General features: G+C 43.1%; 25 protein-coding genes. 5 read left to right on the top strand and 20 right to left on the bottom strand.

Annotated features, from left to right (window positions below; genetic code table 11):
• Positions 1-117 precede the first annotated feature (117 nt).
• The 19 genes from rseP to rho all read right to left on the bottom strand — a co-directional run bounded on the left by rseP (position 118) and on the right by rho (position 17,044).
• Positions 118-1,182 carry an RIP metalloprotease RseP gene (gene rseP / locus VGB26_12075; protein HEX9758512.1) on the bottom strand — a complete coding sequence of 355 codons (1,065 nt, stop codon included), beginning with the start codon at positions 1,180-1,182 and terminating at the stop codon, positions 118-120.
• Positions 1,183-1,206: 24 nt separating this feature from the next.
• Positions 1,207-2,373, bottom strand: coding sequence for a 1-deoxy-D-xylulose-5-phosphate reductoisomerase (locus VGB26_12070; GenBank protein HEX9758511.1), 1,167 nt, complete (start codon positions 2,371-2,373; stop codon positions 1,207-1,209).
• An 86-nt stretch (positions 2,374-2,459) separates the two neighbouring features.
• Positions 2,460-3,284 carry a phosphatidate cytidylyltransferase gene (locus tag VGB26_12065; GenBank protein HEX9758510.1) on the bottom strand — a complete coding sequence of 275 codons (825 nt, stop codon included), beginning with the start codon at positions 3,282-3,284 and terminating at the stop codon, positions 2,460-2,462.
• Positions 3,284-4,075 (bottom strand): isoprenyl transferase, encoded by a 792-nt coding sequence (locus tag VGB26_12060; GenBank protein HEX9758509.1) that lies wholly within the window; start codon positions 4,073-4,075, stop codon positions 3,284-3,286. Before VGB26_12060 ends, VGB26_12065 begins: the two co-directional genes overlap by 1 nt.
• Before the next feature lie 126 nt (positions 4,076-4,201).
• Complete coding sequence (locus VGB26_12055) at positions 4,202-4,963, bottom strand: hypothetical protein (protein HEX9758508.1); 762 nt, start codon at positions 4,961-4,963, stop codon at positions 4,202-4,204.
• Between the two features lie 444 nt (positions 4,964-5,407).
• On the bottom strand, positions 5,408-5,755 hold the full coding sequence (locus VGB26_12050) for a histidine triad nucleotide-binding protein (GenBank protein ID HEX9758507.1): 348 nt from the start codon (positions 5,753-5,755) through the stop codon (positions 5,408-5,410).
• A 207-nt stretch (positions 5,756-5,962) separates the two neighbouring features.
• Positions 5,963-6,691: a bifunctional phosphoribosyl-AMP cyclohydrolase/phosphoribosyl-ATP diphosphatase HisIE gene (gene hisIE, locus VGB26_12045; protein ID HEX9758506.1), complete on the bottom strand. Its 729-nt coding sequence runs from the start codon at positions 6,689-6,691 to the stop codon at positions 5,963-5,965.
• On the bottom strand, positions 6,688-7,464 hold the full coding sequence (gene hisF, locus VGB26_12040) for an imidazole glycerol phosphate synthase subunit HisF (protein ID HEX9758505.1): 777 nt from the start codon (positions 7,462-7,464) through the stop codon (positions 6,688-6,690). Before hisF ends, hisIE begins: the two co-directional genes overlap by 4 nt.
• The gene (hisA, locus tag VGB26_12035) at positions 7,433-8,197 is read right to left on the bottom strand and encodes a 1-(5-phosphoribosyl)-5-[(5-phosphoribosylamino)methylideneamino]imidazole-4-carboxamide isomerase (protein HEX9758504.1); all 765 of its coding nucleotides are present in this window, start codon (positions 8,195-8,197) and stop codon (positions 7,433-7,435) included. The genes hisF and hisA overlap by 32 nt, the downstream gene beginning before the upstream one ends.
• A gap of 1 nt (position 8,198) precedes the next feature.
• Complete coding sequence (locus VGB26_12030) at positions 8,199-8,870, bottom strand: hypothetical protein (GenBank protein HEX9758503.1); 672 nt, start codon at positions 8,868-8,870, stop codon at positions 8,199-8,201.
• Entirely contained in the window at positions 8,867-9,514 is a 648-nt protein-coding gene (gene hisH / locus VGB26_12025; protein ID HEX9758502.1) for an imidazole glycerol phosphate synthase subunit HisH, read from the bottom strand. Before hisH ends, VGB26_12030 begins: the two co-directional genes overlap by 4 nt.
• A 17-nt stretch (positions 9,515-9,531) precedes the next feature.
• Positions 9,532-10,152 (bottom strand): imidazoleglycerol-phosphate dehydratase HisB, encoded by a 621-nt coding sequence (gene hisB, locus VGB26_12020; protein HEX9758501.1) that lies wholly within the window; start codon positions 10,150-10,152, stop codon positions 9,532-9,534.
• Positions 10,153-10,187: 35 nt separating this feature from the next.
• Entirely contained in the window at positions 10,188-11,468 is a 1,281-nt protein-coding gene (gene hisD / locus VGB26_12015) for a histidinol dehydrogenase (GenBank protein ID HEX9758500.1), read from the bottom strand.
• Positions 11,455-12,117, bottom strand: a complete 663-nt coding sequence (hisG, locus tag VGB26_12010; protein HEX9758499.1) for an ATP phosphoribosyltransferase — start codon at positions 12,115-12,117, stop codon at positions 11,455-11,457. Before hisG ends, hisD begins: the two co-directional genes overlap by 14 nt.
• Complete coding sequence (murA, locus tag VGB26_12005; GenBank protein HEX9758498.1) at positions 12,114-13,376, bottom strand: UDP-N-acetylglucosamine 1-carboxyvinyltransferase; 1,263 nt, start codon at positions 13,374-13,376, stop codon at positions 12,114-12,116. Before murA ends, hisG begins: the two co-directional genes overlap by 4 nt.
• The gene (gene prmC / locus VGB26_12000) at positions 13,369-14,280 is read right to left on the bottom strand and encodes a peptide chain release factor N(5)-glutamine methyltransferase (GenBank protein ID HEX9758497.1); all 912 of its coding nucleotides are present in this window, start codon (positions 14,278-14,280) and stop codon (positions 13,369-13,371) included. The genes murA and prmC overlap by 8 nt, the downstream gene beginning before the upstream one ends.
• A gap of 40 nt (positions 14,281-14,320) precedes the next feature.
• Entirely contained in the window at positions 14,321-15,388 is a 1,068-nt protein-coding gene (prfA, locus tag VGB26_11995; GenBank protein HEX9758496.1) for a peptide chain release factor 1, read from the bottom strand.
• Positions 15,389-15,429: 41 nt separating this feature from the next.
• On the bottom strand, positions 15,430-15,633 hold the full coding sequence (gene rpmE / locus VGB26_11990) for a 50S ribosomal protein L31 (GenBank protein ID HEX9758495.1): 204 nt from the start codon (positions 15,631-15,633) through the stop codon (positions 15,430-15,432).
• A 163-nt stretch (positions 15,634-15,796) separates the two neighbouring features.
• Complete coding sequence (rho, locus tag VGB26_11985) at positions 15,797-17,044, bottom strand: transcription termination factor Rho (protein HEX9758494.1); 1,248 nt, start codon at positions 17,042-17,044, stop codon at positions 15,797-15,799.
• 758 nt (positions 17,045-17,802) lie between these two features.
• On the opposite strand from rho, the gene def reads away from it, so the two are divergent.
• From def to rpe, 5 genes are read left to right on the top strand one after another with little or no spacing between them, the layout of a single operon-like run.
• Positions 17,803-18,315 carry a peptide deformylase gene (gene def, locus VGB26_11980; GenBank protein ID HEX9758493.1) on the top strand — a complete coding sequence of 171 codons (513 nt, stop codon included), beginning with the start codon at positions 17,803-17,805 and terminating at the stop codon, positions 18,313-18,315.
• 7 nt (positions 18,316-18,322) lie between these two features.
• On the top strand, positions 18,323-19,258 hold the full coding sequence (fmt, locus tag VGB26_11975; GenBank protein HEX9758492.1) for a methionyl-tRNA formyltransferase: 936 nt from the start codon (positions 18,323-18,325) through the stop codon (positions 19,256-19,258).
• A gap of 53 nt (positions 19,259-19,311) precedes the next feature.
• Positions 19,312-20,259: a M48 family metalloprotease gene (locus VGB26_11970; protein ID HEX9758491.1), complete on the top strand. Its 948-nt coding sequence runs from the start codon at positions 19,312-19,314 to the stop codon at positions 20,257-20,259.
• A 4-nt stretch (positions 20,260-20,263) separates the two neighbouring features.
• The gene (rsmB, locus tag VGB26_11965; GenBank protein HEX9758490.1) at positions 20,264-21,727 is read left to right on the top strand and encodes a 16S rRNA (cytosine(967)-C(5))-methyltransferase RsmB; all 1,464 of its coding nucleotides are present in this window, start codon (positions 20,264-20,266) and stop codon (positions 21,725-21,727) included.
• Positions 21,724-22,398, top strand: a complete 675-nt coding sequence (gene rpe / locus VGB26_11960) for a ribulose-phosphate 3-epimerase (protein HEX9758489.1) — start codon at positions 21,724-21,726, stop codon at positions 22,396-22,398. Before rsmB ends, rpe begins: the two co-directional genes overlap by 4 nt.
• A gap of 16 nt (positions 22,399-22,414) precedes the next feature.
• On the opposite strand, the gene VGB26_11955 is transcribed toward rpe, so the two are convergent.
• Positions 22,415-22,582 carry a hypothetical protein gene (locus VGB26_11955; GenBank protein ID HEX9758488.1) on the bottom strand — a complete coding sequence of 56 codons (168 nt, stop codon included), beginning with the start codon at positions 22,580-22,582 and terminating at the stop codon, positions 22,415-22,417.
• Between the last annotated feature and the right edge of the window lie 159 nt (positions 22,583-22,741).

Here is a 22,741-nt window from a genome sequence, read left to right as displayed (position 1 = left end):
AAAAACATAAAACGGCCTCTATTAGGCCGTTTTCCATTTAACTGTTTTTATGAATACCCCGGACGGATTGATTTTTGTTTCATTTCCAGTTTAAAAGAAAACTAAGAAAATATTCTTTTATTTTGTAAAAAAACGCATAATGTCATTATAAGAGACAAAAATCAACAGTGCAAAAATACAAAAAACCCCAACCTGGGTTACCACCTCTCTTGCTTTTAGGCTGACGGGTTTTCCGATGAGGGCTTCAACCAAGAAAAAAGAAATGTGCCCACCATCGAGGGGCGGGATGGGTAGTAAATTAAAAACACCCAGGTTTAAACTTAAAATAGCGATGAAAACCAGAAAACTTAACGCCCCTTGGGAAGCCTGTTGCCCCGAAACCTGGGCAATCATAATGGGTCCCCCGAGGTTATCCATAGACATTCGTCCTTGAATCATGCGGACCAGAACCTCAAGGGTAAGCTCCGTATAATAATAAGTCCGTTCAATGCTAAGAGCCAAGGCTTCAAACAACCCAAGGGGTTTGGTTTCCACTCCACCCGGAGAAATGCCAATTCTCCACTCCGAAAATTCATCTCCTAAAATATCTTTGTCAGTCACCAATTCCGGAGTAATAGTGGTTTCAATTTCTCTTCCCCCCCGATCAATGAGCATTTTGACTTCTCTTCCCTGCGTTTCCTGGACAAAATCCTTTATTTGGTTCCACTCCTGAACCGGCTTACCCTCAATCGAAACAATCCGGTCTCCGGTTTTTAAACCAGCGGAATCCGCTGGAAGAGACTCAACCACTTCTCCAATTTCAGAGGTAGCCACCTGAACGCCAACCGTTAAAAAAATTCCCGCAAAAAACAAAGGTGCCAAAAGGAGGCTAAAAATCGGACCTGCGGCCACCACGGCTATCCTTTTCCAAACGTTTTGGTGGGAAAAAGATTGGGCCTTTTCTTCCTCGGGGAGAACCTCGGAGGGGTCTTCACCAGAAAGCTTCACAAAGCCACCCAGAGGAACTGCAGCAACCTGATACTCGGTATCCCCCATTTGTTTTGCAAAAATTTTAGGCCCAAATCCGATGGAAAACCTCAAAACTTTAATTCCAAAAAACCTAGCCACAATGAAATGGCCAAACTCATGGAAAACCACCACAATTAAGACAACCAATAAAAAAGAAATAACTGTAATCACCATCGTTTCCCTAACCTTTGAACCCAATTAATGACAAATATGAGATTTGACCGTCCGCCTTGCTTCCTCTCTGGCCCATTGATCAGCCATTAGGATATCATCCAGGTTCGTACCGCTTTTTGGATTATGCGCTCCCAGGGTTTGTTGAATCACAGCTGAAATTTTTGAAAAAGGAATTTTCCTTTCCAAAAAAGCTCCCACCGCTTCTTCATTGGAGGCATTCAAAACTGTGGGAAAGGTTCCCCCCGAATCCATGGCCTCATAGGCAAGAGAAATACACGGGAAGCGTTCCAAATCAGGCTTAAAAAAGGTAAGATTCCCGATTTTGGATAAATCCAAACTGGGAAGTTTTAATGGTAGGCGCTTTGGATAATTTAACGCATAGGCAATGGGACCACGCATATCAGGAATTCCAAGCTGAGCAATAACCGAACCATCAATGAATTCAACCATCGAATGAATAACACTTTGGCGATGAATTAAAATTTCAATTTTCTCTGCAATAACATCAAAAAGCCATCTCGCTTCAATCATTTCTAAACCTTTATTCATCATGGTCGCTGAGTCTATGGAGATCTTAGCCCCCATTTTCCAATTGGGATGATTGAGCGCTTCTTCGGGAGTAACGTTTTCTTGGGCGGCTTTTGGGAGGTCCCACAACGGACCCCCAGAGGCGGTCAGAATCAGTTTCGATAAATCTTCTTTCCGATGACCTTCTAGCGATTGAAAAATGGCACTATGCTCACTATCCACGGGAAGGAGTCTTGTCTGATGTTCCCTGACTTCTTTATTGACCAATTCTCCTGCCATAACCATGGTTTCTTTATTGGCCAATGCAATTTCTTTTTTGGAGCGAATAGCGGAGAGCGTCGGGACCAATCCAGCAGCACCTACAATCGCAGAAACAACAATGTGCCCTTCAGAAAGAGTCGCAACCGCCTTTAATCCCTCTATACCGGAAAGGATTTCAACCGGTAAATGGCGGCATTCCCCTTGTAATCGATGAGCCGCACCGTGATCTAAAAGCGCGACAACACGCGGTTTAAAAACCTCAATTTGTTCTTTGAGCTTATCACCATTCGATCCTCCTGTCAAACCAACTGCCTGGAACTGATCAGGAAATTTCTTAACAATATCAAGGGTATTGCAACCAATAGACCCCGTAGAACCAAGCAGAATAATATTTTTCCGCATATTACCTCTCTGTTTTAAAATGAATAATTCTCACTTTTCACCGAACTTTGGAAAAGGGAATCTTATGATTTCCGCTCCCACGCTTTTCATAAAACCATTGAACCTTTCCCCAGTCCCTTTATAAATAATAAAAAATAGTAAAAAGCAGGGCCAGTAAACAGTAGGCTGTCCACCTTATCCAAAACTCCTCCATGCCCAGGAATCAATTGGCCTGAGTCTTTTTTCCCGGAACTTCTTTTAAAAAGAGATTCCGTCAGATCCCCTAATTGGCCCAAGGCCCCCAATAAAAGTCCTAATCCAAGACAATCCACGTAAGAAAGGGAGGGGAGAAAGAGAAACTTTCCCACAAAGGAAACCCCTACGCTCGAAACCAATCCCCCTACACTTCCTGCAATCGTTTTCCCTGGGCTAACCGCTTCATAGAGTTTTCGCTTTCCCCAAATTTTCCCGGTATAATAGGCCCCGGAATCCCCTGCCCAGGTCACCAAAAATAAATAAAAGACCACCCATTCTCCATTTTGAAATCCTCTTAACAAGACCAGGTGGCCCAGCAACCAACCAATATAAACTACCCCTAAAAACACTACACCGGTTTCAGCAAAAACCTTTTTGATATCCTTAAAAAAGAAAACCTGAAAAATCAAAAGCAAACCTAGGATTCCCACCAAGGAAAACAAACCCAAAATAAAATGATTAAAATAAAATCCAATCGTTGAAAGAGGACCTAGAAAAAGACCAAAATAGGCAACTGGAGGAAGCTCCTCGGCATAAAACAACCTAAAAAACTCATATTGTCCCAACACCACCACTACCATTATGAGCAACAGGAAAAAAAACGTTGGAAGATATTTCACAATCAAAAAGAAGGCGGGAAGGAAAATCAACGCAACCCAGAGACGCGTTTGATGCACTATTTTCTCCCGTGGATCTGATCCGAGACCAACCCAAACCGACGCTCTCTTTGTTGATAATCCAACAGAGCAAGCAAAAAATCCCGGCGCCTAAAATCAGGCCAAAGTGTTTCCGTAAAATAAAGTTCCGTATAAGCCAGTTGCCATAATAAAAAATTGCTAATTCTGGCCTCTCCACTGGTCCTGATCATCAAATCCGGGTCTACCATTCCTCTCGTCCCTAAAAAGAGGGAAAACTCTTCTTCCTCAATGTCCTCTAATTTCATTCTCCCCTCGAGGCACTCTTTCATTAGGGCGCGGGCAGCATCGACAATTTCAGTTCTCCCTCCATAACTCAGGGCAATGGTTAGGGTCATTTTATCATTGTGACTGGTTTCCTCCTCCACCCGGGCCAAACATCCTCTCACGGTTTCAGGCAACCGCTCCATGCGACCGATTGTTTTAAAGCGAATTGAATGCTCCATCATGGTCTCTAATTCTTTTTCAAGGTATTCTTCCAAAAGAACCATCAGCTCATGAATTTCCTGTGAAGGTCGCTTCCAATTTTCAAGGGAGAATGCATAAATAGTCAAAGCCCCAATGTCCAATTCCCGGCTAAGGGTAACCATCTCACGGACGGAATGGATCCCTTCCTGGTGACCTGCAATTCGAGGCAAACCTCTTTTTTCTGCCCACCTTCCATTTCCATCCATTATAATTGCAATATGCTTTGGTAGGTGATTTCGGTTCAGCAGGGCCATCAAATCCTCTACATTGAGTTCCTCTGCAAAATTTTCTTCGCTTTTTTTCATAAACTTTTGTCCCCTCTGCCCGGCGCTTAAGGAACCTACGGAAAGGAGAGCCTCTTCTTCTTTTTTTTTATATTCCCGGATTAATAAAAAAACCTCAAAACAAAGATAAAGTCCCTAAATATTTCTTTATTGAACCATTTGGATTAAACCATTTTCATTTAAAATATAATAATCCTCCTCAGATAATTTAATCGGCATACTCATTTTTGTAATTAGATGGTTCCATGGGACTACCACTAATTGAAAATCAACCTCTGCATGGGGATAAGACAGTTTGGAATTTAAAAGAAGGATGTAGTGAACCCCGAGATTTTTTCCCAATTGTCTTAAAGCTTCGGCATCAAGGGGGTTTGCCCCCCGCTGGGGTGACCCGATAAGGGTAGGTCCCAGTGGGTTCTCTATAACCCTAAACCGGCCGGTTTCCTCTAAAGCCATCGCTAATTTTCTCCCAAAAAGTTCCTGATCTATTTCGGTCTGGGTCACAAGTGCTAAAGGAAGATTTACCCCGCTCAGTCTAAATTTATCCCCCACCTTGATGGGGTCATTTTCCTGAACCACTATTCCCAGAAAGGATTCTCCTGAGGTTTCATCCAATTGAATGGTCCCAATCTCTGATTCAGAATAACCCATGATTTCTTGCGTTAAGGGATGAAAAAAAGGAGGTCCAAGACGGAGAACCGAAAATAATACCCCGGGAACGGCCTGTGTTTTTCCACCCAAATCCAACATGAGTTGGTTTGCCTCCCGAAAAACAACTCTTCCCTCTGTTTTTGGGAAAAATGTTGTTAAAACGTGTGAAATATCTTCCAAGGCAATTTGGGTTTCAGGAAATTCAACCTCTTCGGCAAAAACAAAGGAAACATTAAAAAGGAGTATTAAAAAAAACATTTGAAAAAAAACCAGGATAAACTTTTTCTTCTGCCTTATAAAAAAATATCCCTGTTGCATAGTTTTAATTTTTAAACCTTAACCTAAACATAAATTCTTCAACTGAAAAACCTTTTCAAATACACATTTCCTCAACCCAAAGTAGGAAATACAGGATCTAAAGCCAAATTTCAAAAATTAATATGGTAGAGACAGGCCGATTGGGTTTAAAACTCAAAACTCGATTTTATTTTGAAAATAACAAAAACCACCCCACAAAACTTGCATGGCTTCTATATTAGCCCGTCCGGGCAGGTATTCAACAGGGAAGGTTTTTGAAATCTCCCCCTTAACCATTTGTAAAACTTTGTAAAAAGAACGAGTAGTTTAACTTTTCAACTGTTAAAAGTCAAACCAATTAAACCCCATCCAAAACCATCTCAAACATTAATATTCCAGCGATTTTTACCCTGGAGGCCACCCAAGACCCCGGCCACCCAAAAGATGAAAATGGATATGGTCTACGGTTTGGCCCCCTTCTTTTCCTGTGTTGAGGACCACTCTAAACCCAGATTTCCCAACTCCTTTTTCCTGGGCTAAATCCCTTAACCTTAAAAAAAGAGAACCCAAAAGAGCCTGATCGCTTTCTAAAAGATCCATGGCGCTTTCCCGATGAACTTTTGGAATCATTAAGAGATGTACGGGAGCTTGAGGATTAATATCTTCTATTGCAATTAAATTTTCATCCTCAAATAAAATTTTACTCTGCACCGTTTTAGAAACAATTTTACAAAACAAACAATCTTGGTTCATCTTCAAACCCCTTTTTATTGGATTTCCTAGGATTCCCCAGGTTCAAAAATTTCAAAAATTTCGGAACTTTTAAATAAAGAAAATACCCTTGGCACCTTCTGGGACTTTATTTAACCCCCTGATTTACTCCACTCGTTTTTTCTGGTCCAGGTAAGCGGAAGGGGGCTCCTCCAATGGAGGGGCCCGCTTGCCCCTATATAAAACCCTTTATTTTTTTTTAAACGGTGTTTTTCCAAACCGCCCCTTCAATTCTTGATATACTTCCGACAAAGGAATCCCATGGAGCCCTAACACCACCAGGCAATGAAACCAGAGATCAGCGGTCTCAAAAATAATCTCCTGCCGTTTCTTATTTTTGGACCCTATCACCAACTCTCCGGCCTCTTCGGTTATCTTTTTCAGAATCCGGTCTTGGCCTGATTGAAAAAGGGAGCTCACATAGGAATTTTTTTTGGGTTTTCTCTTGCGATCGCGAATCACACCTTCCACCTGTTCTAAAATGGACAACCCTCTTTCGGAGAAATTTTTTCTAACCCCATCGGAACCCTTCACTTTTTTCGAATGAAGGATACCGGTAAAAAAACAGGAAGTGTTTCCGGTATGACAGGCCACCCCTTTTTGATCCACTAATACCAAAAGGGTATCCCGATCGCAATCCAGGTATAATTCTCGAACTTTTTGAATATGTCCGGAGGTTTCCCCTTTCGTCCAGAGTTTTTTTCGGGACCGACTCCAAAAACAGGTTTTACCGGTTTGCAGGGTTTTTAAAAATGATTCTTTATTCATAAAAGCCAACATCAAAACATTCCCTTTTTCATAATCCTGAACAATTGCCGGTATCAACCCCCAACGGTCAAATTTTAAAAGATTACTGAGTTTTTTTTTATTTATTGGAATTGCTTTTCTTAAATTCTTTTTTGGAACTTGCAATATCACTCAACGCTCCTTCGAACCGGGATTCCTTTCCCTTCTAAATACTTTTTAACTTCAGGAATACTGACTTCCCCATAATGAAAAATCGATGCGGCTAAAACGGCATCCGCATGGCCTTGTGTCAGTGCCTGAAAGAGATGCTCAGAATTTCCGGCCCCTCCGGATGCAATCACTGGGATGGATACAGCATCCGCAACGGCCCTAAGAAGCTCTAAGTCATAACCGTTTTTTCTCCCATCCTGGTCCATGCTGGTTAGAAGCAGTTCCCCCGCTCCCCACTTTTCACCCTGCTGGGCCCATTGCACAATATCCAAACCAGTTTCCTTCCGGCCTCCATGGGTATAAACCTCCCATCTGAGATTTTTCGCGCCATTCACCCGTTTGGCATCGATTGCTAAAACAATGCATTGTGTACCAAATCGTTGTGCCGCTTCTTCAACAAATTCAGGTCTTTCCACAGCAGCCGTATTAATGGAAACCTTATCCGCCCCGGACCGCAAAAGCTGGCTGATATCCTCCAACTCCTTAATTCCTCCCCCCACCGTTAGGGGCATAAAAACCATTTCAGCCGTTCTTGAAACCACATCTAAAAGAATCGAACGTTTTTCATGGGAAGCGGTTATATCCAAAAAACAGATCTCATCAGCCCCTTGGCGGTCATAAAGCTCTGCAATCTCCACAGGATCCCCCGCATCTTTTAAATTTAAAAAACCTACACCTTTTACGACACGGCCGTCCTTTACATCAAGACAAGGGATTATCCGTTTGGATAACATTGGCTCTCTCCCGAATGAAGCGAAGTAAAAATGGCAATTCTATTAAACCATCATAAAGAGCTTTTCCGATGATCATCCCAAAAAGGTTTCTTTGATCTAAAGCCAGTAAGGCCTCAACATCCGCAAGGGTGGAAATTCCACCCGAGGCGATGATGGGAACTCCTGTCTTTTTTAGCAGGTTTTTAATGCTTCTAATGTTGGGCCCGGATAACATTCCATCTTTCTGGATATCCGTAAAAATAATGGCTTTCACTCCCGATGAAACCATTCGGGACACCACATCCTCCATTTTTTCCCCCGAAGTCTCCACCCAACCCTTAGAAGCCACCTCTCCGTTTTTGGTGTCAAGAGCTGCCATTATCTTTCCGGGGAAGTTCCCGCAAACCTGCTTGAACAAAGTGGGGTCTTCTAAGATAGATGTTCCTAAAACCACCTGACTGACTCCCATTTTTATATAATCCTCAATGCTTTGAAAGGTTCGAATTCCCCCGCCCACTTGAATGGGGATGGTGGAGACCGACCGGCATATTTGTTCAATAATTGCTTTGTTTACAGGTCCCCCAGAAAAGGCACCGTCCAAATCAACAATATGCAACCGGTGCGCACCTAAGGAGGCCCATTGAATTGCCATGGCCACAGGGTCATTTCCATATTCGGTGGCCTGTCCAAGACATCCTTGGCGGAGGCGCACACACTTTCCCCCCTTAATATCAATGGCTGGAATTACTAGCATTTTAACTTTCCTTCATTTTTAAAATAGGGAACCTTTTAATCAGCTCACGGATACCGAAATCCGCAAGATCGCTTGCGGTTACCCATTTTCCGCCACGCTTCAAAAATAGGGAAAATGTACGAATATCTTCCATTAAAGACTTTTGGCGTTCATAATAACTTCCTTTCCAAAGCAACTGACCGTCTTTTACCCGATAAAATTGAACAACAAAACCCACCGCCGCCGGGGACTCCACCCCATAATTCGTTCCCTTTCTCTCCTCATACACATCGATCAATCCGATCACTACCCCCTCTACACGAAGCCGTTCCCCTAATATTTTGATTTTTTCTGAGGTGATCGTTCCGGTTCCATTTTCCACCTCTCCCAAAACTTTTTTAACATTTAAATGAGAAGCCAAACGGTAGTCGCCTTTTTCGTTTAATCTTTGCCAGAATAAACGGGTGATCACCTCTTGTGCCCCTGGGGCGACGCTTGAACTTTTAAAGGCAAATTGTTTTTCCGGTGTCTTCCCTATCTGGAATGGAATAACCGCCACCCGTTCAATTGAAGCCTCTTCATTTTCAGGAAGCGACACACTATGAATGTTTCCCGAGGCACAACCGACCAAGATCATCACACCCAAAAAAAGGGATAAGGTATTTGGGTTGATTTTCCTCCAATGGTTTTTCATGACAAAGAACCAAAATTTTTAAGTATTTCCAGTCCGTAATCCTGACTTTTCTCGGGATGAAATTGACATGCAAAAATGTGGTCCTTCCAAATACTGGAGGCAAACTGAATCCCATAAGTGGTATAAGATGATATGATATCAGAGTGATCGGGAACCACATAATAGGAATGAACAAAATATAGGTACAACTCCTCTGGGAGACCCTTGAAAAGCGGAGAGGGTTTGCGAACCAGAATTTTATTCCATCCCATATGAGGAATTTTTAATCGTTCTTTTGTTTCAATTCCTTTCCCAGATCTTTCCAGTTCATTTTGAAACCGTAAAACCCTTCCCTCTAAAACCCCTAAACCGGGATGAAATCCAAACTCTTCGCTTTCCTTAAAAAGAAGTTGATAGCCAAGGCAAATTCCCAGAAAAGGCTTCCCTTTTTCCAGTTCCCTGAAAATGGGATCAATCAACCCATAGTGCTTTAAATTCCTCATACAATCCGGAAAAGCCCCTACCCCCGGAAGGATTAAATGACTGCAATCCTCTAAAACTTTTGTGGAGCGTGTAATGGTGGCGAAAAAACCCAATCGTTCCAGGCCCTTCTGGACACTTCTGACATTTCCCATCCCATAATCAATAATTGCAATTCTGCCCATACTTTCCAGACCTGAGGTTAAAGCTTTCCTTTAGTCGACAACACCCCTTCTATACGGTCATCGATTTGAGTGGCCTGGTCCAGCGCTCTTCCGAAGGCTTTAAAAACCGCCTCCAGAATATGATGGGGATTCTTTCCATAATCAACATTAATATGAAGGGTCATTCGACTGTGATTGACCAGGGCTTCAAAAAAATGCTCCACCAATGAAACGTCAAAACTTCGAATCCGTTGAGGTTTTGGAATTTCCACTCGGTAAATTAGATGGGGACGACCACTAAGGTCCATGGTCACAACCGCCAGGGTCTCATCCATTGGAACGGCTGACTGTCCGAAACGACGAATTCCACTTTTCTCTTTTATGGCCCGGTGGATTAATTCCCCCATCACAATGCCTAAGTCTTCAACCGTGTGATGAAAATCCACCTCTAAATCGCCCCGGGCAGCAAGCTCTAAATTAAAAAACCCGTGGCGTGTCATCACATCCAACATATGATCTAGGAAAGGCATTCCGGTGTTGATTTTCCCAATTCCCTTTCCATCGACAACCCAGTGCCCTTGGATGGACGTTTCCTTTGTTCGGCGTTTATATTCTCCAATACGCTTTTTTGGGGAACTTTTTCGACCCTTTGATTTCATCCTTCTTTTCCTTCTTTTGAACAATCACCAGCTACCTATAATCGGATTTGAACAGCCTTTCCATGAGCCTCCAGACCTTCCAAGGCTGAAAGTTGTAGAATGGCCTCTTTCGCGCGTCCCAATTCTGCCTTTCCATATTCGATTAAACTGGTTTTCTTAAAAAAATCTTCAACGCAGAGGGGGGAAAAAAACCGGGCGGTTCCCCCAGTGGGCAACACATGGTTGGGCCCCGCCACATAATCCCCAACCGGTTCTGTCGTGAAATGGCCTAAAAAAATTGCGCCAGCATTTTTGAGGCCTGGCAGGAGGGCCCGGGGTTTCTTCACCGCCAGTTCCAAATGTTCAGGGGCAACGCAATTGGCCAAATCCACTGCCTCTCTTAAATTTCTAACCACAAAAATTGCGCCGAACGCTTTGATCGAGACCGAAGCAATGGAACGGCGACTTAACTCCTTTAACTGCTTTTGAATTTCTTTTTGAACCGCACTCGCTAAGGAAAGGGACGGGGTAACCAAAATGGATGCTGCCTTTTCATCGTGTTCTGCTTGCGCTAAAAGATCAGCAGCCACATAAGCCGGTGAGGCGCTGGTGTCCGCAATAATTAACACTTCGCTAGGGCCGGCAACCATATCGATATCCACCACCCCAAAGACCAACCGTTTAGCAGTGGCAACAAAAATATTTCCCGGACCCACAATTTTGTCAACTTTTGGAATGGTTCTGGTTCCAAAAGCCATGGCCCCAATGGCCTGCGCTCCCCCAATTTGAAACACCTCATGTACCCCTGCCATTTTCGCTGCAGCCAGTAAAGAAGGGTTAATCCCTTTAATGGACGGGGGAGTACACATGACAATTCTGGGTACCCCTGCGACATGAGCTGGAATGGCATTCATTAACACCGAAGAGGGATAGGCAGCATTTCCACCCGGAACATAAATCCCCACGCAGGAGAGGGGACGAACAATCTGTCCAACCAACGCCCCACCACTTCGTCGAGACCAAGAAGTAACTTTTTGGTTTTCATGAAAAAACCGGATTCGCTGGGCTGCGTAGCGAAGGCTCTTCATTTGATCTGGAGTTAAATGACGATGAGCTTTTTTTATTTTTATGGGTGGCACCTTAAATTGTTTGGGTTGGAGGGTAACACGATCAAATTTTTTCTCAAACTTTTTTAAAGCAGAATCCCCTTGAACCCTCACTTCTTTTAAAATTCCTTCTACTTTTTTCCGAACGGAATCATCAAGTATTTGAAACCTGTTGGTAATCCGGTTCAGTTCCCGCTGAAAACCCTTTTTAGAAAATTCAACGATTTTCATGGAATGTTTTTAATCCTTTCTGTAATTTTTGAATGAGGTCTCCAATACCTTGATATTTTATTTTCAAACTCGCCCGATTCACCACCAGTCGAGCAGTGGAATTGGCAATTTCTTCAACCTCAACCAGGTGGTGCTCCCGAAGAGTCTGCCCGCTTGAGCTTAAATCCACAATTTGCTCTGCCAACCCCACCAAGGGGGCCAACTCGATGGAACCATAAAGTTTGATGATCTCCACCGGAAAACCCTTTTGGCTAAAATAACGTTCGGTGATCCTGGGATACTTGGTGGCTATTCTTAATTTAGTCCACCCTTTGGTTACGGGGCGTTTTCCTTTCCCTTTGGCTTCGGCAACCACAATTCGGCAAAAACCAAACTTTAAATCCAGGGGTTCGTAAAGATCCCGATGGCCTTGTTCCAGGAGGACATCTTTTCCAACGATTCCTAAATCCGCAGCCCCATGCTCCACATAAGTAGGAACATCAACAGCCCGAATAAACATAAATCGGATAGTCTCCCCCTTTGGGGCAAATAAAAGGCGACGGTCTCCTTGACCTTGCTTCGGAAGTTTAAACCCGACACTTCGAAATAATTCGAGGGAAGGGGAAAGAAGTTTCCCTTTGGGAAGGGCAACTGTTAGGTTTGAATTTATGGGTGATCTTTTACTCGGCAAATCTTTGCGCCCAATTGAGAGAGTTTCTTTTCAATTCGTTCATATCCTCGATCCAAATGATAAATTCGAGAGATTTCTGTCTCACCTTCTGCAGCTAAACCGGCGAGGATGAGACACGCACTGGCACGTAAGTCGGACGCCATCACAGGGGCCCCACTAAGGTGTTTTACCCCTTGAACAATGGCATGATTTCCCTGCACTTTAATATCGGCTCCCATCCGCTTTAATTCTGAAACGTGTGTAAAACGATTCTCAAATATCATCTCTGTAATAACGCTCAACCCGCTGGATAGGACCATTAAACTCATCATTTGGGCTTGCATATCCGTTGGAAAACCAGGATAGGGCATGGTTTTGATATCCACCGCCTTTACCTTATCTAATACCCTTACATGCAACCCACCGTCTTTTCCTTTCACCTCGATGCCTGATTCCTTCAGCTTTCCAATTAATGCTTCCAATGTATGGTGAGGAACCTGTTTCACAAAAAGGTCCCCTCCTGTAATAGCCCCTGCAATGAGAAACGTTCCGGCTTCAATTCGGTCTGGCATTATGGTGTATTCACCACCATCTAATCGAGGAACCCCTTCAATGGTAATGGTTTCCGTACCGGCCCCCCGAATCCGGGCCCCCCGTTTCACTAAAAATTGGGCAAGATCCAAAATCTCGGGCTCACAGGCGGCATTCTCAATCACGGTTGTCCCATTGGCCAATACCGCAGCCATCATTAAATTCTCGGTTCCCGTAACAGTGGGAATGTCTAATGGAATTCTGGCTCCATGAAGGCCTTTTTTTGCCTTAACAATAACATAGCCATGTTCAATTCGAATATCGGCCCCCATTTTTTCCAGGCCCATTAGATGAAGGTTAATCGGTCTTGCCCCGATGGCACATCCCCCGGGAAGAGACACTCTCGCCTCCCGAAACCGAGCAACCAACGGACCCAAAACCAGAATAGATGCCCGCATGGTTTTTACCAAATCATAGGGAGCTTCGCAATGAGTAATCGATGAAAAAGACACGGTACAGGTCTCCTGTTCTGAAACAACTTTTGCCCCCAAACCTTGCAAAAGCTTTAATATGGTTTTTACATCGACTAAACTGGGAACATTGAACAGGGTTTGATCTCCTTTGGATAATAAGGTTGACGCCAAGATGGGTAAAGCAGAATTCTTTGCCCCACTGACAGAAACCTCTCCAACAAGCCTTTCCCCCCCGGTCACAATAATTTTATCCAATGAGCGCTCCACTCCTTTTTTCTGCGCGTTTCAAACAAACCACCCGGTCAATTCCCGCCCAATCCTGAACCACCTTTTCAAAAACGAGCCCAACAGGTTTTTTCCCCAGATATTGCTGAATCAGATGGGAATGCCCTTCTCCCACCTCCATCAGTAAAAGCCCTCCCACCCTTAGTACACTGCAAGCCCCTCTTAAAATTTTTTCAATAATATCCATCCCCTCTGGCCCTCCCAAAAGGGCCAGAGGAGGTTCAAAATATTTAATTTCAGGTGTCAGCGCCCAAAATTCCCTCGAAGAAACATAGGGGGGATTAGAAACCAATAAGTCAACCTGTTTATTACAATTGGATTCTTCAAAAGGAGAAAAAAGATCTCCTTCCAAAAATTGGACCTTGACGTCTATTCCAACCTTTTCGGCATTCCTTTTGGCTTGGTTCAAAGCTTTTTGCGATAGGTCCACCGCGTAAATCTTGGCCTCTGGAAAACATTTGGCAAGGGAAATAGCAATACAACCGCTCCCCGTACACAAATCGATAATTTCACGGGGCGTCCAAGAAAGGTCCATTGCTTCTTGAATCAGCAATTCTGTTTCAGGCCTGGGAATAAAAACACCCTGAGAAACCTTAATCTCATAATCCCAAAAGGGTTGGTCTCCCAAAATATACTGAAAAGGCTCCCGGGCCATTCTTCTTTGAAGACATTCCTGAAAACAGTCCTTTTGCAAAGGAGTTAATGGGGTTGTTTCATGAAGGAATAAGGTAAGATCATTTAGGCCAGTCACCCGTTTTAGAAAAAAAAGGACCTCTTCTCTTGGAGTGGGAATTCCCGACTCTTCGAGGATACCCACACCCAAATCAATGGCCCTTCGGATTGTGGGAGAGGGTTCTATTTTCAAAGGAATCATCACGGCATCACATTTTTTTAAGGAATAGGGACCGGATGGGTCATAACCCTTTTAACCGTTCTGCGTGGGCATTGGCAATTAACGCATCAATCACCTCATCTAAATCCCCTTCTAATATTTGATCCAATTTGTGTAAGGTTAACCCTAAACGATGGTCGGTCATTCGATTTTGAGGAAAATTATAGGTCCTAATTCGTTCACTTCGGTCCCCCGTTCCCACCTGCTCCTTCCGGGATTGAGAAATTTCATCTTCCTGCTTTTGCTTTTCAATTTCCTGAAGACGGGAGCGAAGCATTCTCATGGCCTTCGCTTTGTTTTTGATCTGTGACCGTTCATCCTGGCAATTGACAACAATCCCTGTGGGTAAATGGGTTATCCGAACGGCCGAGTATGTGGTATTGACACTTTGGCCCCCCGGTCCCGAAGAACAAAAAGTATCAATCCGAAGGTCTTTTTGATCCACTGCCACATCGACTTCTTCCGCCTCAGGTAATACAGCGACCGTAACCGTTGATGTGTGTATCCTTCCCCCCGCTTCAGTTACGGGAATTCTTTGAACCCGATGGACCCCGCTTTCATACTTGAGATGGCTATAGGCCCCTCTCCCTTCCATCAGCAAAACCACCTCTTTCAAACCTCCTATGCCGGTTTCATTTAGACTCAGGGTTTGTATCTGCCATTTTCGTTTTTCCGCATATCGGGAATACATTCGTAAAAGGACAGCAGCGAATAGTGCTGCCTCTTCTCCCCCCGTTCCTGCGCGGATTTCTAAAAATGTATTCTTCTCATCCAGTGGGTCTTTGGGAACGAGAAGAATCTTAAGGTACTCCTCCTGTTTTTCTTTTTTCTCCTTAAGAATTTTGAACTCCTCCTCGGCAAGAGAACGAAGTTCCAGGTCTACCCCTTCGATTTCTAAAATGCCTATGGTATCTTCCAGTTGTTTTACCAGTTCCTTATATTTCATGTATCCTTGGGCAATTTCCAAAAGATCCGACCTTTCTTTTGCGATTTTCTGAAATTCGGGCTGATTGGAAATAATCTTGGGATCGCTTAAACAATGACCCAATTGTTCAAACCGCTCCACAATGGCATCTAGTTTATGGGTCAGCTCTCCCTCTTTAATCAACACGCCAACAACCTCCTAACCCTTTATTTCTTTATTGAATATTTCTTTTTAAACCGTTCCACACGACCTTCGGAATCCACTATTTTTTGTGTTCCTGTAAAAAACGGATGACAGGCTGAACAGATTTCAACCCGTAAATCCTGAACCGTTCCACTGGTTTGGATAACTGAGCCACAGGCACAGGATATGTTCGTCAGTTTATAATCAGGATGAATCTCTTTTTTCATTTTTATACCCCCGGTTCCTATTATTATCGAAATACTGGCTTGGTTTTTTTTATTGTTTCCAAATAAAAAAGGCCTCAAGGGCCTTTTTTCCCCTTCCTCAAAGAAGGGCATTATAACATATTAAAATGGTTCAGGAATAGATCTATTTATATTTACGAAAAAACTATTTATTCATGGATTCAAGGAAATCTTTATTGGATTTGGTGGCACGTATTTTTTCCAACAAAAACTCCATGCTCTCCACGGTACTGAGGGGATTCAACACCTTCCTCAAAATCCACATTTTATTAAGATCTTCTTTTTCAACCAGCAGTTCCTCTTTTCGGGTTCCAGATAAATTAATATCAATTGCAGGAAAAACCCGTTTATCCGCTAGCTTCCGCTCCAAATGCAATTCCATATTACCGGTTCCCTTAAATTCCTCGAAAATTACATCATCCATTCGGCTTCCTGTATCGATTAACGCCGTTGCAATTATGGTGATACTCCCCCCATTTTCAATGTTTCGGGCCGTTCCAAAAAACCGCTTTGGTCTTTGAAGCGCATTGGCATCAATTCCCCCGGAAAGAACTTTCCCGCTGGGAGGGGCAATCGCATTGTAGGCTCGAGCCAACCGTGTAATACTATCCAAAAGAATAACCACATCCCGGTTGTGTTCAACCAAACGCTTTGATTTTTCCAACACCATTTCAGCCACCTGTGCATGCCTCTGCGCGGGTTCATCAAATGTTGAGCTCACTACCTCTGCTTTCACTTGGCGTTGCCAATCGGTCACCTCTTCAGGCCTTTCATCGATTAATAGCACAATTAAAGCAATATCGGGGTGATTTTTCATGATGGCCTTTGCAATTCCCTGCAAAAGCATGGTTTTTCCGGTTCGAGGAGAAGCGACAATCAAACCGCGCTGACCCATTCCAATGGGAGTTGTCAGGTCCATGATTCGCGTGGAGTAATCATCTGTATTGTATTCAAGTTTAATCCGCTCCATGGGGTAGAGAGGGGTAAGATTATCAAAAAGGATTTTATCGCGGGCAACATCTGGGTCTTCAAAATTTACTTTTTCAACTTTCAGCAAAGCAAAATACCGTTCGCTTTCCTTTGGAGGCCTAATTTGACCCGAAACCGTATCTCCGGTCCTTAAATTAAAACGGCGAATTTGGGAGGGAGAAATATAAATATCATCGGGACCGGGGAGATAATTGTAATCAGGTGCCCTTAAGAAACCAAATCCATCGGGTAATGTTTCCAATACACCTTCACCGAAAATTTGTCCGTTTTTTTCCGTTTGAGCCTGTAATATTGCGAAAATCAGTTCCTGTTTTCTGAGGCTACTCGCACCCTCAATTTTTAAATCTTTCGCAACCTCGTTTAACTCGGATATATTTTTTTCCTTGAGTTCTACCAGATTCATCTATGCGCTCTCCTTATTAAAGTTTGCCATTAGGCTCCCGTTTTGACCCATGATTTTCCACCCTTGCCCTTATATAAGGCCAATTCCTGACATTTAAATATACTTTCCCACCCTTTGAAATTGAGACCTTAAGGAAAGGTGCAGTTTTCAAACCTGACAATGCTTCTTAGATTATCTTTTATTCACGGGTGTGTGTTGCAAGTGAGGATTTTGTCTTTTACCCTTTATGGAAATTGGTTCTTCTCAACAAAACATAGGGTCTTCCGTTTTCTACCTGAGAGGATTGGCCGATTTGTAATTGGGATTCACCAAAAAAAGAAGGATATAAAGCAAAGCATTAAAACTATCTTAAAGATTTAAGATTACACTCATTTTTTATTTCGATTTGATTACCCCAGAATGACAATCACGGCTTAAAGGCATTAGTTTTCCGGATAGGATTCGACAAGACCTGGATTGCAAGGCTTCAGAGGAAGCAACCTCCTGGGAAGTAAATTCGCTTATGATTATATATGAGGGTATTTGATTTTGTCAACCTCTAATCTTTTTAAATCTTTAAGGGCCTTTTTAACCTACCCTATCTCAAACAATCTTACCATTAGTAAACCCTTTTCAAAAATTCTCCTTCCCGCTTAGGATGACTTTCATTGGGAATAGGAAAAGAATCCAACCCTTGATTTTGCTTTAAGTTCTATGTTAGAAGTACCATAAATTTATACATTTATTCACCTTCCTACTAATTTATAAAAAAAATAAAAATGGCTATCCTGCAAATTAAAGAATTTCCGGATCCAATTCTTCGGCGGAAGGCAGATACGATTAATGTCATCGATTCAAATATTCAGCGCCTCATTGATGATATGGTTGAAACCCTTTATGACGCGCCTGGGCTTGGCCTGGCGGCCCCTCAGGTTGGTTATTCAAAAAGATTGTTTGTTTTTGATCTGGGGCAACATGACCCCCTGTTTCCACTAACGGTTATGATTAACCCTGAAATTCTTCAAACGGAGAGTGAGGTTTCCGACCTCGAAGGGTGCTTAAGTATCCCTGAGAAACGGTTAAAAGTGGTGCGACCAAAACGGGTTACGATTAGGGGACTTGATCGGGAAGGAAACCCCATAGAACTGGAAGGTGAAAACCTGGCTGCAAGGCTTTTTCAACATGAAATGGACCATTTGAACGGGGTTTTGCTAATTGATCGAATCAGTAGCCTGAAAAGAAGCATTCTTCTTAAAAAAATGAAAAAAAAGACAAAACTCAGTGTAACCTAAATTCTCTATGCGAATCCTTTTCATGGGAACACCGGAATTTTCAATTCCCAGCCTGGAATCCCTCTTTAAATCCCATTGGGATTTAATTGGAGTGGTAACCCAACCGGACCGACCCCAAGGAAGAGGTTCAAAGGTTATTCCCTCCCCGGTAAAAAAAAAGGGGATTGAATACCAGCTTCCGATTTACCAACCCATTAAAGTCAAAGATCCTGAATTTTTAGGGGAGATTCGTACCCTAGCCCCCGATATCATTGTGGTGGTTGCCTTTGGACAAATTTTACCCAAATCCATTTTAGAAATTCCTCCTTTAGGATGCATTAATGTTCATGCGTCTTTATTACCCCTTTATCGAGGAGCCGCGCCGATACAATGGGCAATTATTAAAGGCGAAAAAGAAACAGGGGTAACAACCATTAAAATGAATGAAGCCATGGATGAAGGTGATATTCTAGATCAAAAATCGCTTCCTATCGGTGATCAAGAAACCGCAGGGGAATTATTCACAAACCTCTCCATCCAAGGTGCCAACCTTCTCCAGCAAACCCTCAAAAAAATAGAAACCCATTCCCTTACCCCGCAAAAGCAGGACCATCAAAAAGCCAGTTATGCCCCATCCCTTAAAAAAGAAGATGGAAGAATTATGTGGGAAAAATCCGCTGAACAAATCGTAAATTTGATTAGAGGAACGGATCCATGGCCAGGGGCCTTTACGTTTTTGGGTTCAAAACGCCTTAGAATTTGGCGTGCAACCGCTGAACCACTTTCTTCTTTTGAAGGGAAACCCGGTAAAATTTCAGCAGTAACCTCGGAAAGTCTGGAGGTGGTAACCGGAAAAGGAATTCTTTTAATTCAAGAAATCCAACCCGAAAATAAAAGGAGGATGGAAGTTAAAGAATTTCTGGCAGGTTATTCAATTACTGAAAATACGGTTTTGGGTAGATAACCAACCATGACTCCCCTGGACCGTCCCTTTTACCCCAAAAAGGAGGAAAACAGGTGAAGAGGTTAAAAACAGTGTTCTTCCTAAGTATACTTACTTTCTTTCCAATTGGATTGGGATTTATAATTAATGGAGGGTGGGGTGCCTTGTTGGGTTTTGCCCTGGTTTTAATTTTCCTTCTGGGAGCTTATGGGTTAAGTGATAAAATGATCCTTTATTTATACAACGCTAAAGAACTCACGGAGAAAGAAGGCCCAGAGCTTTATAAAATGGTTAAAACCCTTTCTAGACGGGGGGGGGTTCCGATCCCTAACATTTATTTAATAAACCATCCTACCCCAAATGCTTTATCAACGGGAAAGAATGCAAGAAAGGGATCATTGGTTTTGACAACCGGTTTATTGGCCCTCCTGGATCAAAATGAACTTTCAGGGATCATCGGACATGAATTATTTCATCTTCAACAAAAGGATATTTTTATATCAACAACAGCCGCCCTGATCGCGGGAGGCCTTACTTTTTTTGCAGGTATAGCACAAACCCTGGTGAATATGGGCCATGGAGGTCCAAGACGGGAAAACAAACCTTTCGGTGCTTTCGGAGCCTTTTTTTTGGTCATATTGGCACCACTGGCCGCTTTTTTCGTTCGGGTACCTCATTGCAGTTCCAGGGAATTTTTTGCTGATAAATGTGGAGCAAGATTATGTGGAAACCCCTTATTCCTTGCAAATGCTCTCCGAAAAATCCAAAATGGAATAGCACATTTTCCTATGTTGGGAGGCCCTGGAACCGCTCATATGTTTACCGTGAGCCCTCTTTCTGGAAAAGGGTTCACCCACCTATTTTCAACTCATCCACCCATTCATGCCCGGTTATTGGAACTGGAAAAAATGGCACAAAACCGGATCTATTTTTGGGCAATTAATAATGGGCTCTCCACCCAGGGGAAATGGAAGCCTCAGTGGAACTCAAATCCTGCATTAAAGGTTGGATCCTATTCATAAAACAATGAAACAAGCATTACCCCCCACCCCGCCGACAAAGGGAAAAAAAAGGGGAAACCGTCAAAAGAAAGGCGGGACTTTACCGAAAACCACGACGGCCCATTCCGTACCCGGTCTCTCGCCACTCACTCCACGGCAGGTGGCCTTAAATTTTCTTATTCAATGGGAGTCTGCACGCGGAGAAGTGTCTTTTGAAAGATCCTTTTTGAAAGACATCCGGGATCGCGCTTTTGCCAATGAGTTAATTCAGGGGGTGATCCGTCACCGTTCTTTTCTGGATTGGATCATCCAACATGCCACAAAGCAAAAAAACCCTCCCACTCCTCTATCCCTTCGATGTGCCCTGCGGTTAGGATGCTACCAACTTTATTTTTTAGATCGAACCCCTTCTTATGCAGCAATCTATGAAACAGTCGATCTTGTAAAAAAAACAGCGGGGATTAAACCCTCAAACTTCGCCAATGCTGTTTTAAGAACAGTGCAAAGGAAACAAAAAACTCAGGAACCGGTGATTCCAGCGGGTTCATCCCTTAAACACATCAGTATTTCCACCTCCCATCCCGAATGGCTGGTTAACCGGTGGCTTGAACGATGGGGAGAAAAGAAAACACGGAAATTGTGCCAATATAACAATCAAAAACCTCCCCTAACCTTGCGGGTGAATACCCTACGGCAAGACAGGGAGACATTACAGGAGATTTTACAAAAGGAGGGAATTGTTTCAACTCCTTCTCCCCTTTCAAAGGACACCCTTTTCCTATCAAAGGGTGAAAATTTTTTGTACTCAAAAGCCTTTCAGGAAGGCCTCTTTTATATTCAGGACGAAGGGGCTCAATTTATTTCACCCCTTCTCGACCCCACACCAGGGGAAAGAATTTTAGATGTCTGCTCCACCCCAGGGGGAAAAACCACTCATTTGGCACAACTCATGGAAAATAAAGGGGTGATTGTGGCTTTAGATCTCTTTGAAAAACGACTATCCCTTTTAAAGGAAAACCTTAAACGATTAGGAATTGGGATTGTAAAAACCCACCGGATGGATGCGACCAAAGATTTATCCTCTTTGGGGTTAGAACGTTTTCAGAAAGTTTTGGTTGATGCACCCTGCTCGGGATTGGGGGTTTTAAGAAGGCATCCGGAAGGAAAATGGAAAAAAGAGGAACGAATTATTCAAGAATATTCAAAGCGCCAGGATCGCATACTGAAACAAGTGGCTCCGTTGGTAAATCCGGGAGGATTTTTGGTATATTCCACCTGTTCAACAGAACCGGAGGAAAACGAAGAGCGCATTCACCACTTTTTAAAGGACCACCCTCATTTTTTCAAAAATGATATAATCTTTTCAAAGATCCCCCATATTGAGGTATTCAGAACAGAGGAGGGTTTTTTTTCAACGCTATGGAACTCACACAATATGGATTTCTTCTTTGCAGCAGTCCTTCAAAAATACCCGGGAGAAGCCCAATGACCAAAAAACCTTATAGAAAAATTGCTCCTTCCATCCTTTCGGCTAACTTTGCAAGGTTGGAAGAAGAGGTGCAACAGGTGGTACAAGCGGGTGCTGACCTGATTCACGTCGATGTTATGGATGGCCATTTTGTTCCAAACCTCACCATTGGTCCCGTGGTGATAGAAGCCATTCGAAAAATATGCTCCCTTCCGTTGGATGTTCATCTCATGATCGAAAAACCGGAACGCTATATAAAAGACTTTGCCCAAGCTGGAAGCAACTATCTCACAGTTCATGTGGAAACCTGTCCCCATCTTCATAGAACCCTCCAGTCCATCAAAGACCTGGGGGTGAAAGCTGGGGTAACCCTTAATCCTGCCACACCTTTGACGACCTTAGAAAACATAATTGAAGATGTGGATTTAATTTTGGTCATGTCCGTAAACCCAGGATTCGGCGGCCAGAGTTTCATTCAAAACTCCTTAAAAAAGTTAGCAAAAGCTCGAAAACTAATTGATGAAGGAAACCCAAAGGTTGAACTAGAGGTAGATGGGGGAATTAAGATAGAAAACATTCAACAAATTGCCGCAACGGGAGTTGATATTTTTGTAGCTGGGTCTGCTATTTTTGGGAGCCAAAACTACAAGGACACCATTGAACAAATGCGAAAAGCGGCACAAAATGGTTAATGCGGATTCATCAAAATCAGTGTTTGTGCCGCTCCTCTTCCATTCGAAGGTCCTGCATTCCTTTTTCAGCATTTTTCCGAATTTCCGTTGAGTCTACTTTTTCTTGTGGACCGCTGCACCCCAAAACTCCCAGAAATAAAAAAAGACGGATGAGATAAAAAATCAGGTTTTTCTTCTTTTTCATTTTAATTTTCCTCTTGTTTTTAAGGGTCTTCGTGTAATCGAGTGGGTAAAAATTGTTAAAAAGTGTTTAAGGTCCATACAGGGCAAGGGTCAAGTCAAAGTCATTCTGTGGTTGAAGCCTTTGAAGTATTAGAGGTTCCTGCAAAATCCAGTTCGTCAT

The sequence above is a fragment of the Nitrospiria bacterium genome, assembly GCA_036397255.1.
Classification (GTDB): Bacteria; Nitrospirota; Nitrospiria; order DASWJH01; family DASWJH01; genus DASWJH01.
The sequence above is the reverse complement of the archived record's forward strand: the minus strand, read 5'-3'. Positions and strand labels throughout refer to the sequence as shown.

What these genes read in the sequence shown, in the direction of transcription:
- VGB26_12030 (HEX9758503.1), bottom strand. Translation starts at nt 8,870, where the DNA reads ATGAAAAACCATTGGAGGAAAATCAACCCAAATACCTTATCCCTTTTT.
- rho (HEX9758494.1), bottom strand. Translation starts at nt 17,044, where the DNA reads ATGAATCTGGTAGAACTCAAGGAAAAAAATATATCCGAGTTAAACGAG.
- VGB26_11955 (HEX9758488.1), bottom strand. Translation starts at nt 22,582, where the DNA reads ATGAAAAAGAAGAAAAACCTGATTTTTTATCTCATCCGTCTTTTTTTA.
- VGB26_12055 (HEX9758508.1), bottom strand. Translation starts at nt 4,963, where the DNA reads ATGTTTTTTTTAATACTCCTTTTTAATGTTTCCTTTGTTTTTGCCGAA.
- def (HEX9758493.1), top strand. Translation starts at nt 17,803, where the DNA reads ATGGCTATCCTGCAAATTAAAGAATTTCCGGATCCAATTCTTCGGCGG.
- rpmE (HEX9758495.1), bottom strand. Translation starts at nt 15,633, where the DNA reads ATGAAAAAAGAGATTCATCCTGATTATAAACTGACGAACATATCCTGT.
- hisB (HEX9758501.1), bottom strand. Translation starts at nt 10,152, where the DNA reads ATGAAATCAAAGGGTCGAAAAAGTTCCCCAAAAAAGCGTATTGGAGAA.
- prmC (HEX9758497.1), bottom strand. Translation starts at nt 14,280, where the DNA reads ATGATTCCTTTGAAAATAGAACCCTCTCCCACAATCCGAAGGGCCATT.
- hisD (HEX9758500.1), bottom strand. Translation starts at nt 11,468, where the DNA reads ATGAAAATCGTTGAATTTTCTAAAAAGGGTTTTCAGCGGGAACTGAAC.
- rseP (HEX9758512.1), bottom strand. Translation starts at nt 1,182, where the DNA reads ATGGTGATTACAGTTATTTCTTTTTTATTGGTTGTCTTAATTGTGGTG.
- VGB26_12070 (HEX9758511.1), bottom strand. Translation starts at nt 2,373, where the DNA reads ATGCGGAAAAATATTATTCTGCTTGGTTCTACGGGGTCTATTGGTTGC.
- VGB26_12050 (HEX9758507.1), bottom strand. Translation starts at nt 5,755, where the DNA reads ATGAACCAAGATTGTTTGTTTTGTAAAATTGTTTCTAAAACGGTGCAG.
- hisH (HEX9758502.1), bottom strand. Translation starts at nt 9,514, where the DNA reads ATGGGCAGAATTGCAATTATTGATTATGGGATGGGAAATGTCAGAAGT.
- rsmB (HEX9758490.1), top strand. Translation starts at nt 20,264, where the DNA reads ATGAAACAAGCATTACCCCCCACCCCGCCGACAAAGGGAAAAAAAAGG.
- rpe (HEX9758489.1), top strand. Translation starts at nt 21,724, where the DNA reads ATGACCAAAAAACCTTATAGAAAAATTGCTCCTTCCATCCTTTCGGCT.
- hisA (HEX9758504.1), bottom strand. Translation starts at nt 8,197, where the DNA reads ATGCTAGTAATTCCAGCCATTGATATTAAGGGGGGAAAGTGTGTGCGC.
- hisF (HEX9758505.1), bottom strand. Translation starts at nt 7,464, where the DNA reads ATGTTATCCAAACGGATAATCCCTTGTCTTGATGTAAAGGACGGCCGT.
- fmt (HEX9758492.1), top strand. Translation starts at nt 18,323, where the DNA reads ATGCGAATCCTTTTCATGGGAACACCGGAATTTTCAATTCCCAGCCTG.
- VGB26_12060 (HEX9758509.1), bottom strand. Translation starts at nt 4,075, where the DNA reads ATGAAAAAAAGCGAAGAAAATTTTGCAGAGGAACTCAATGTAGAGGAT.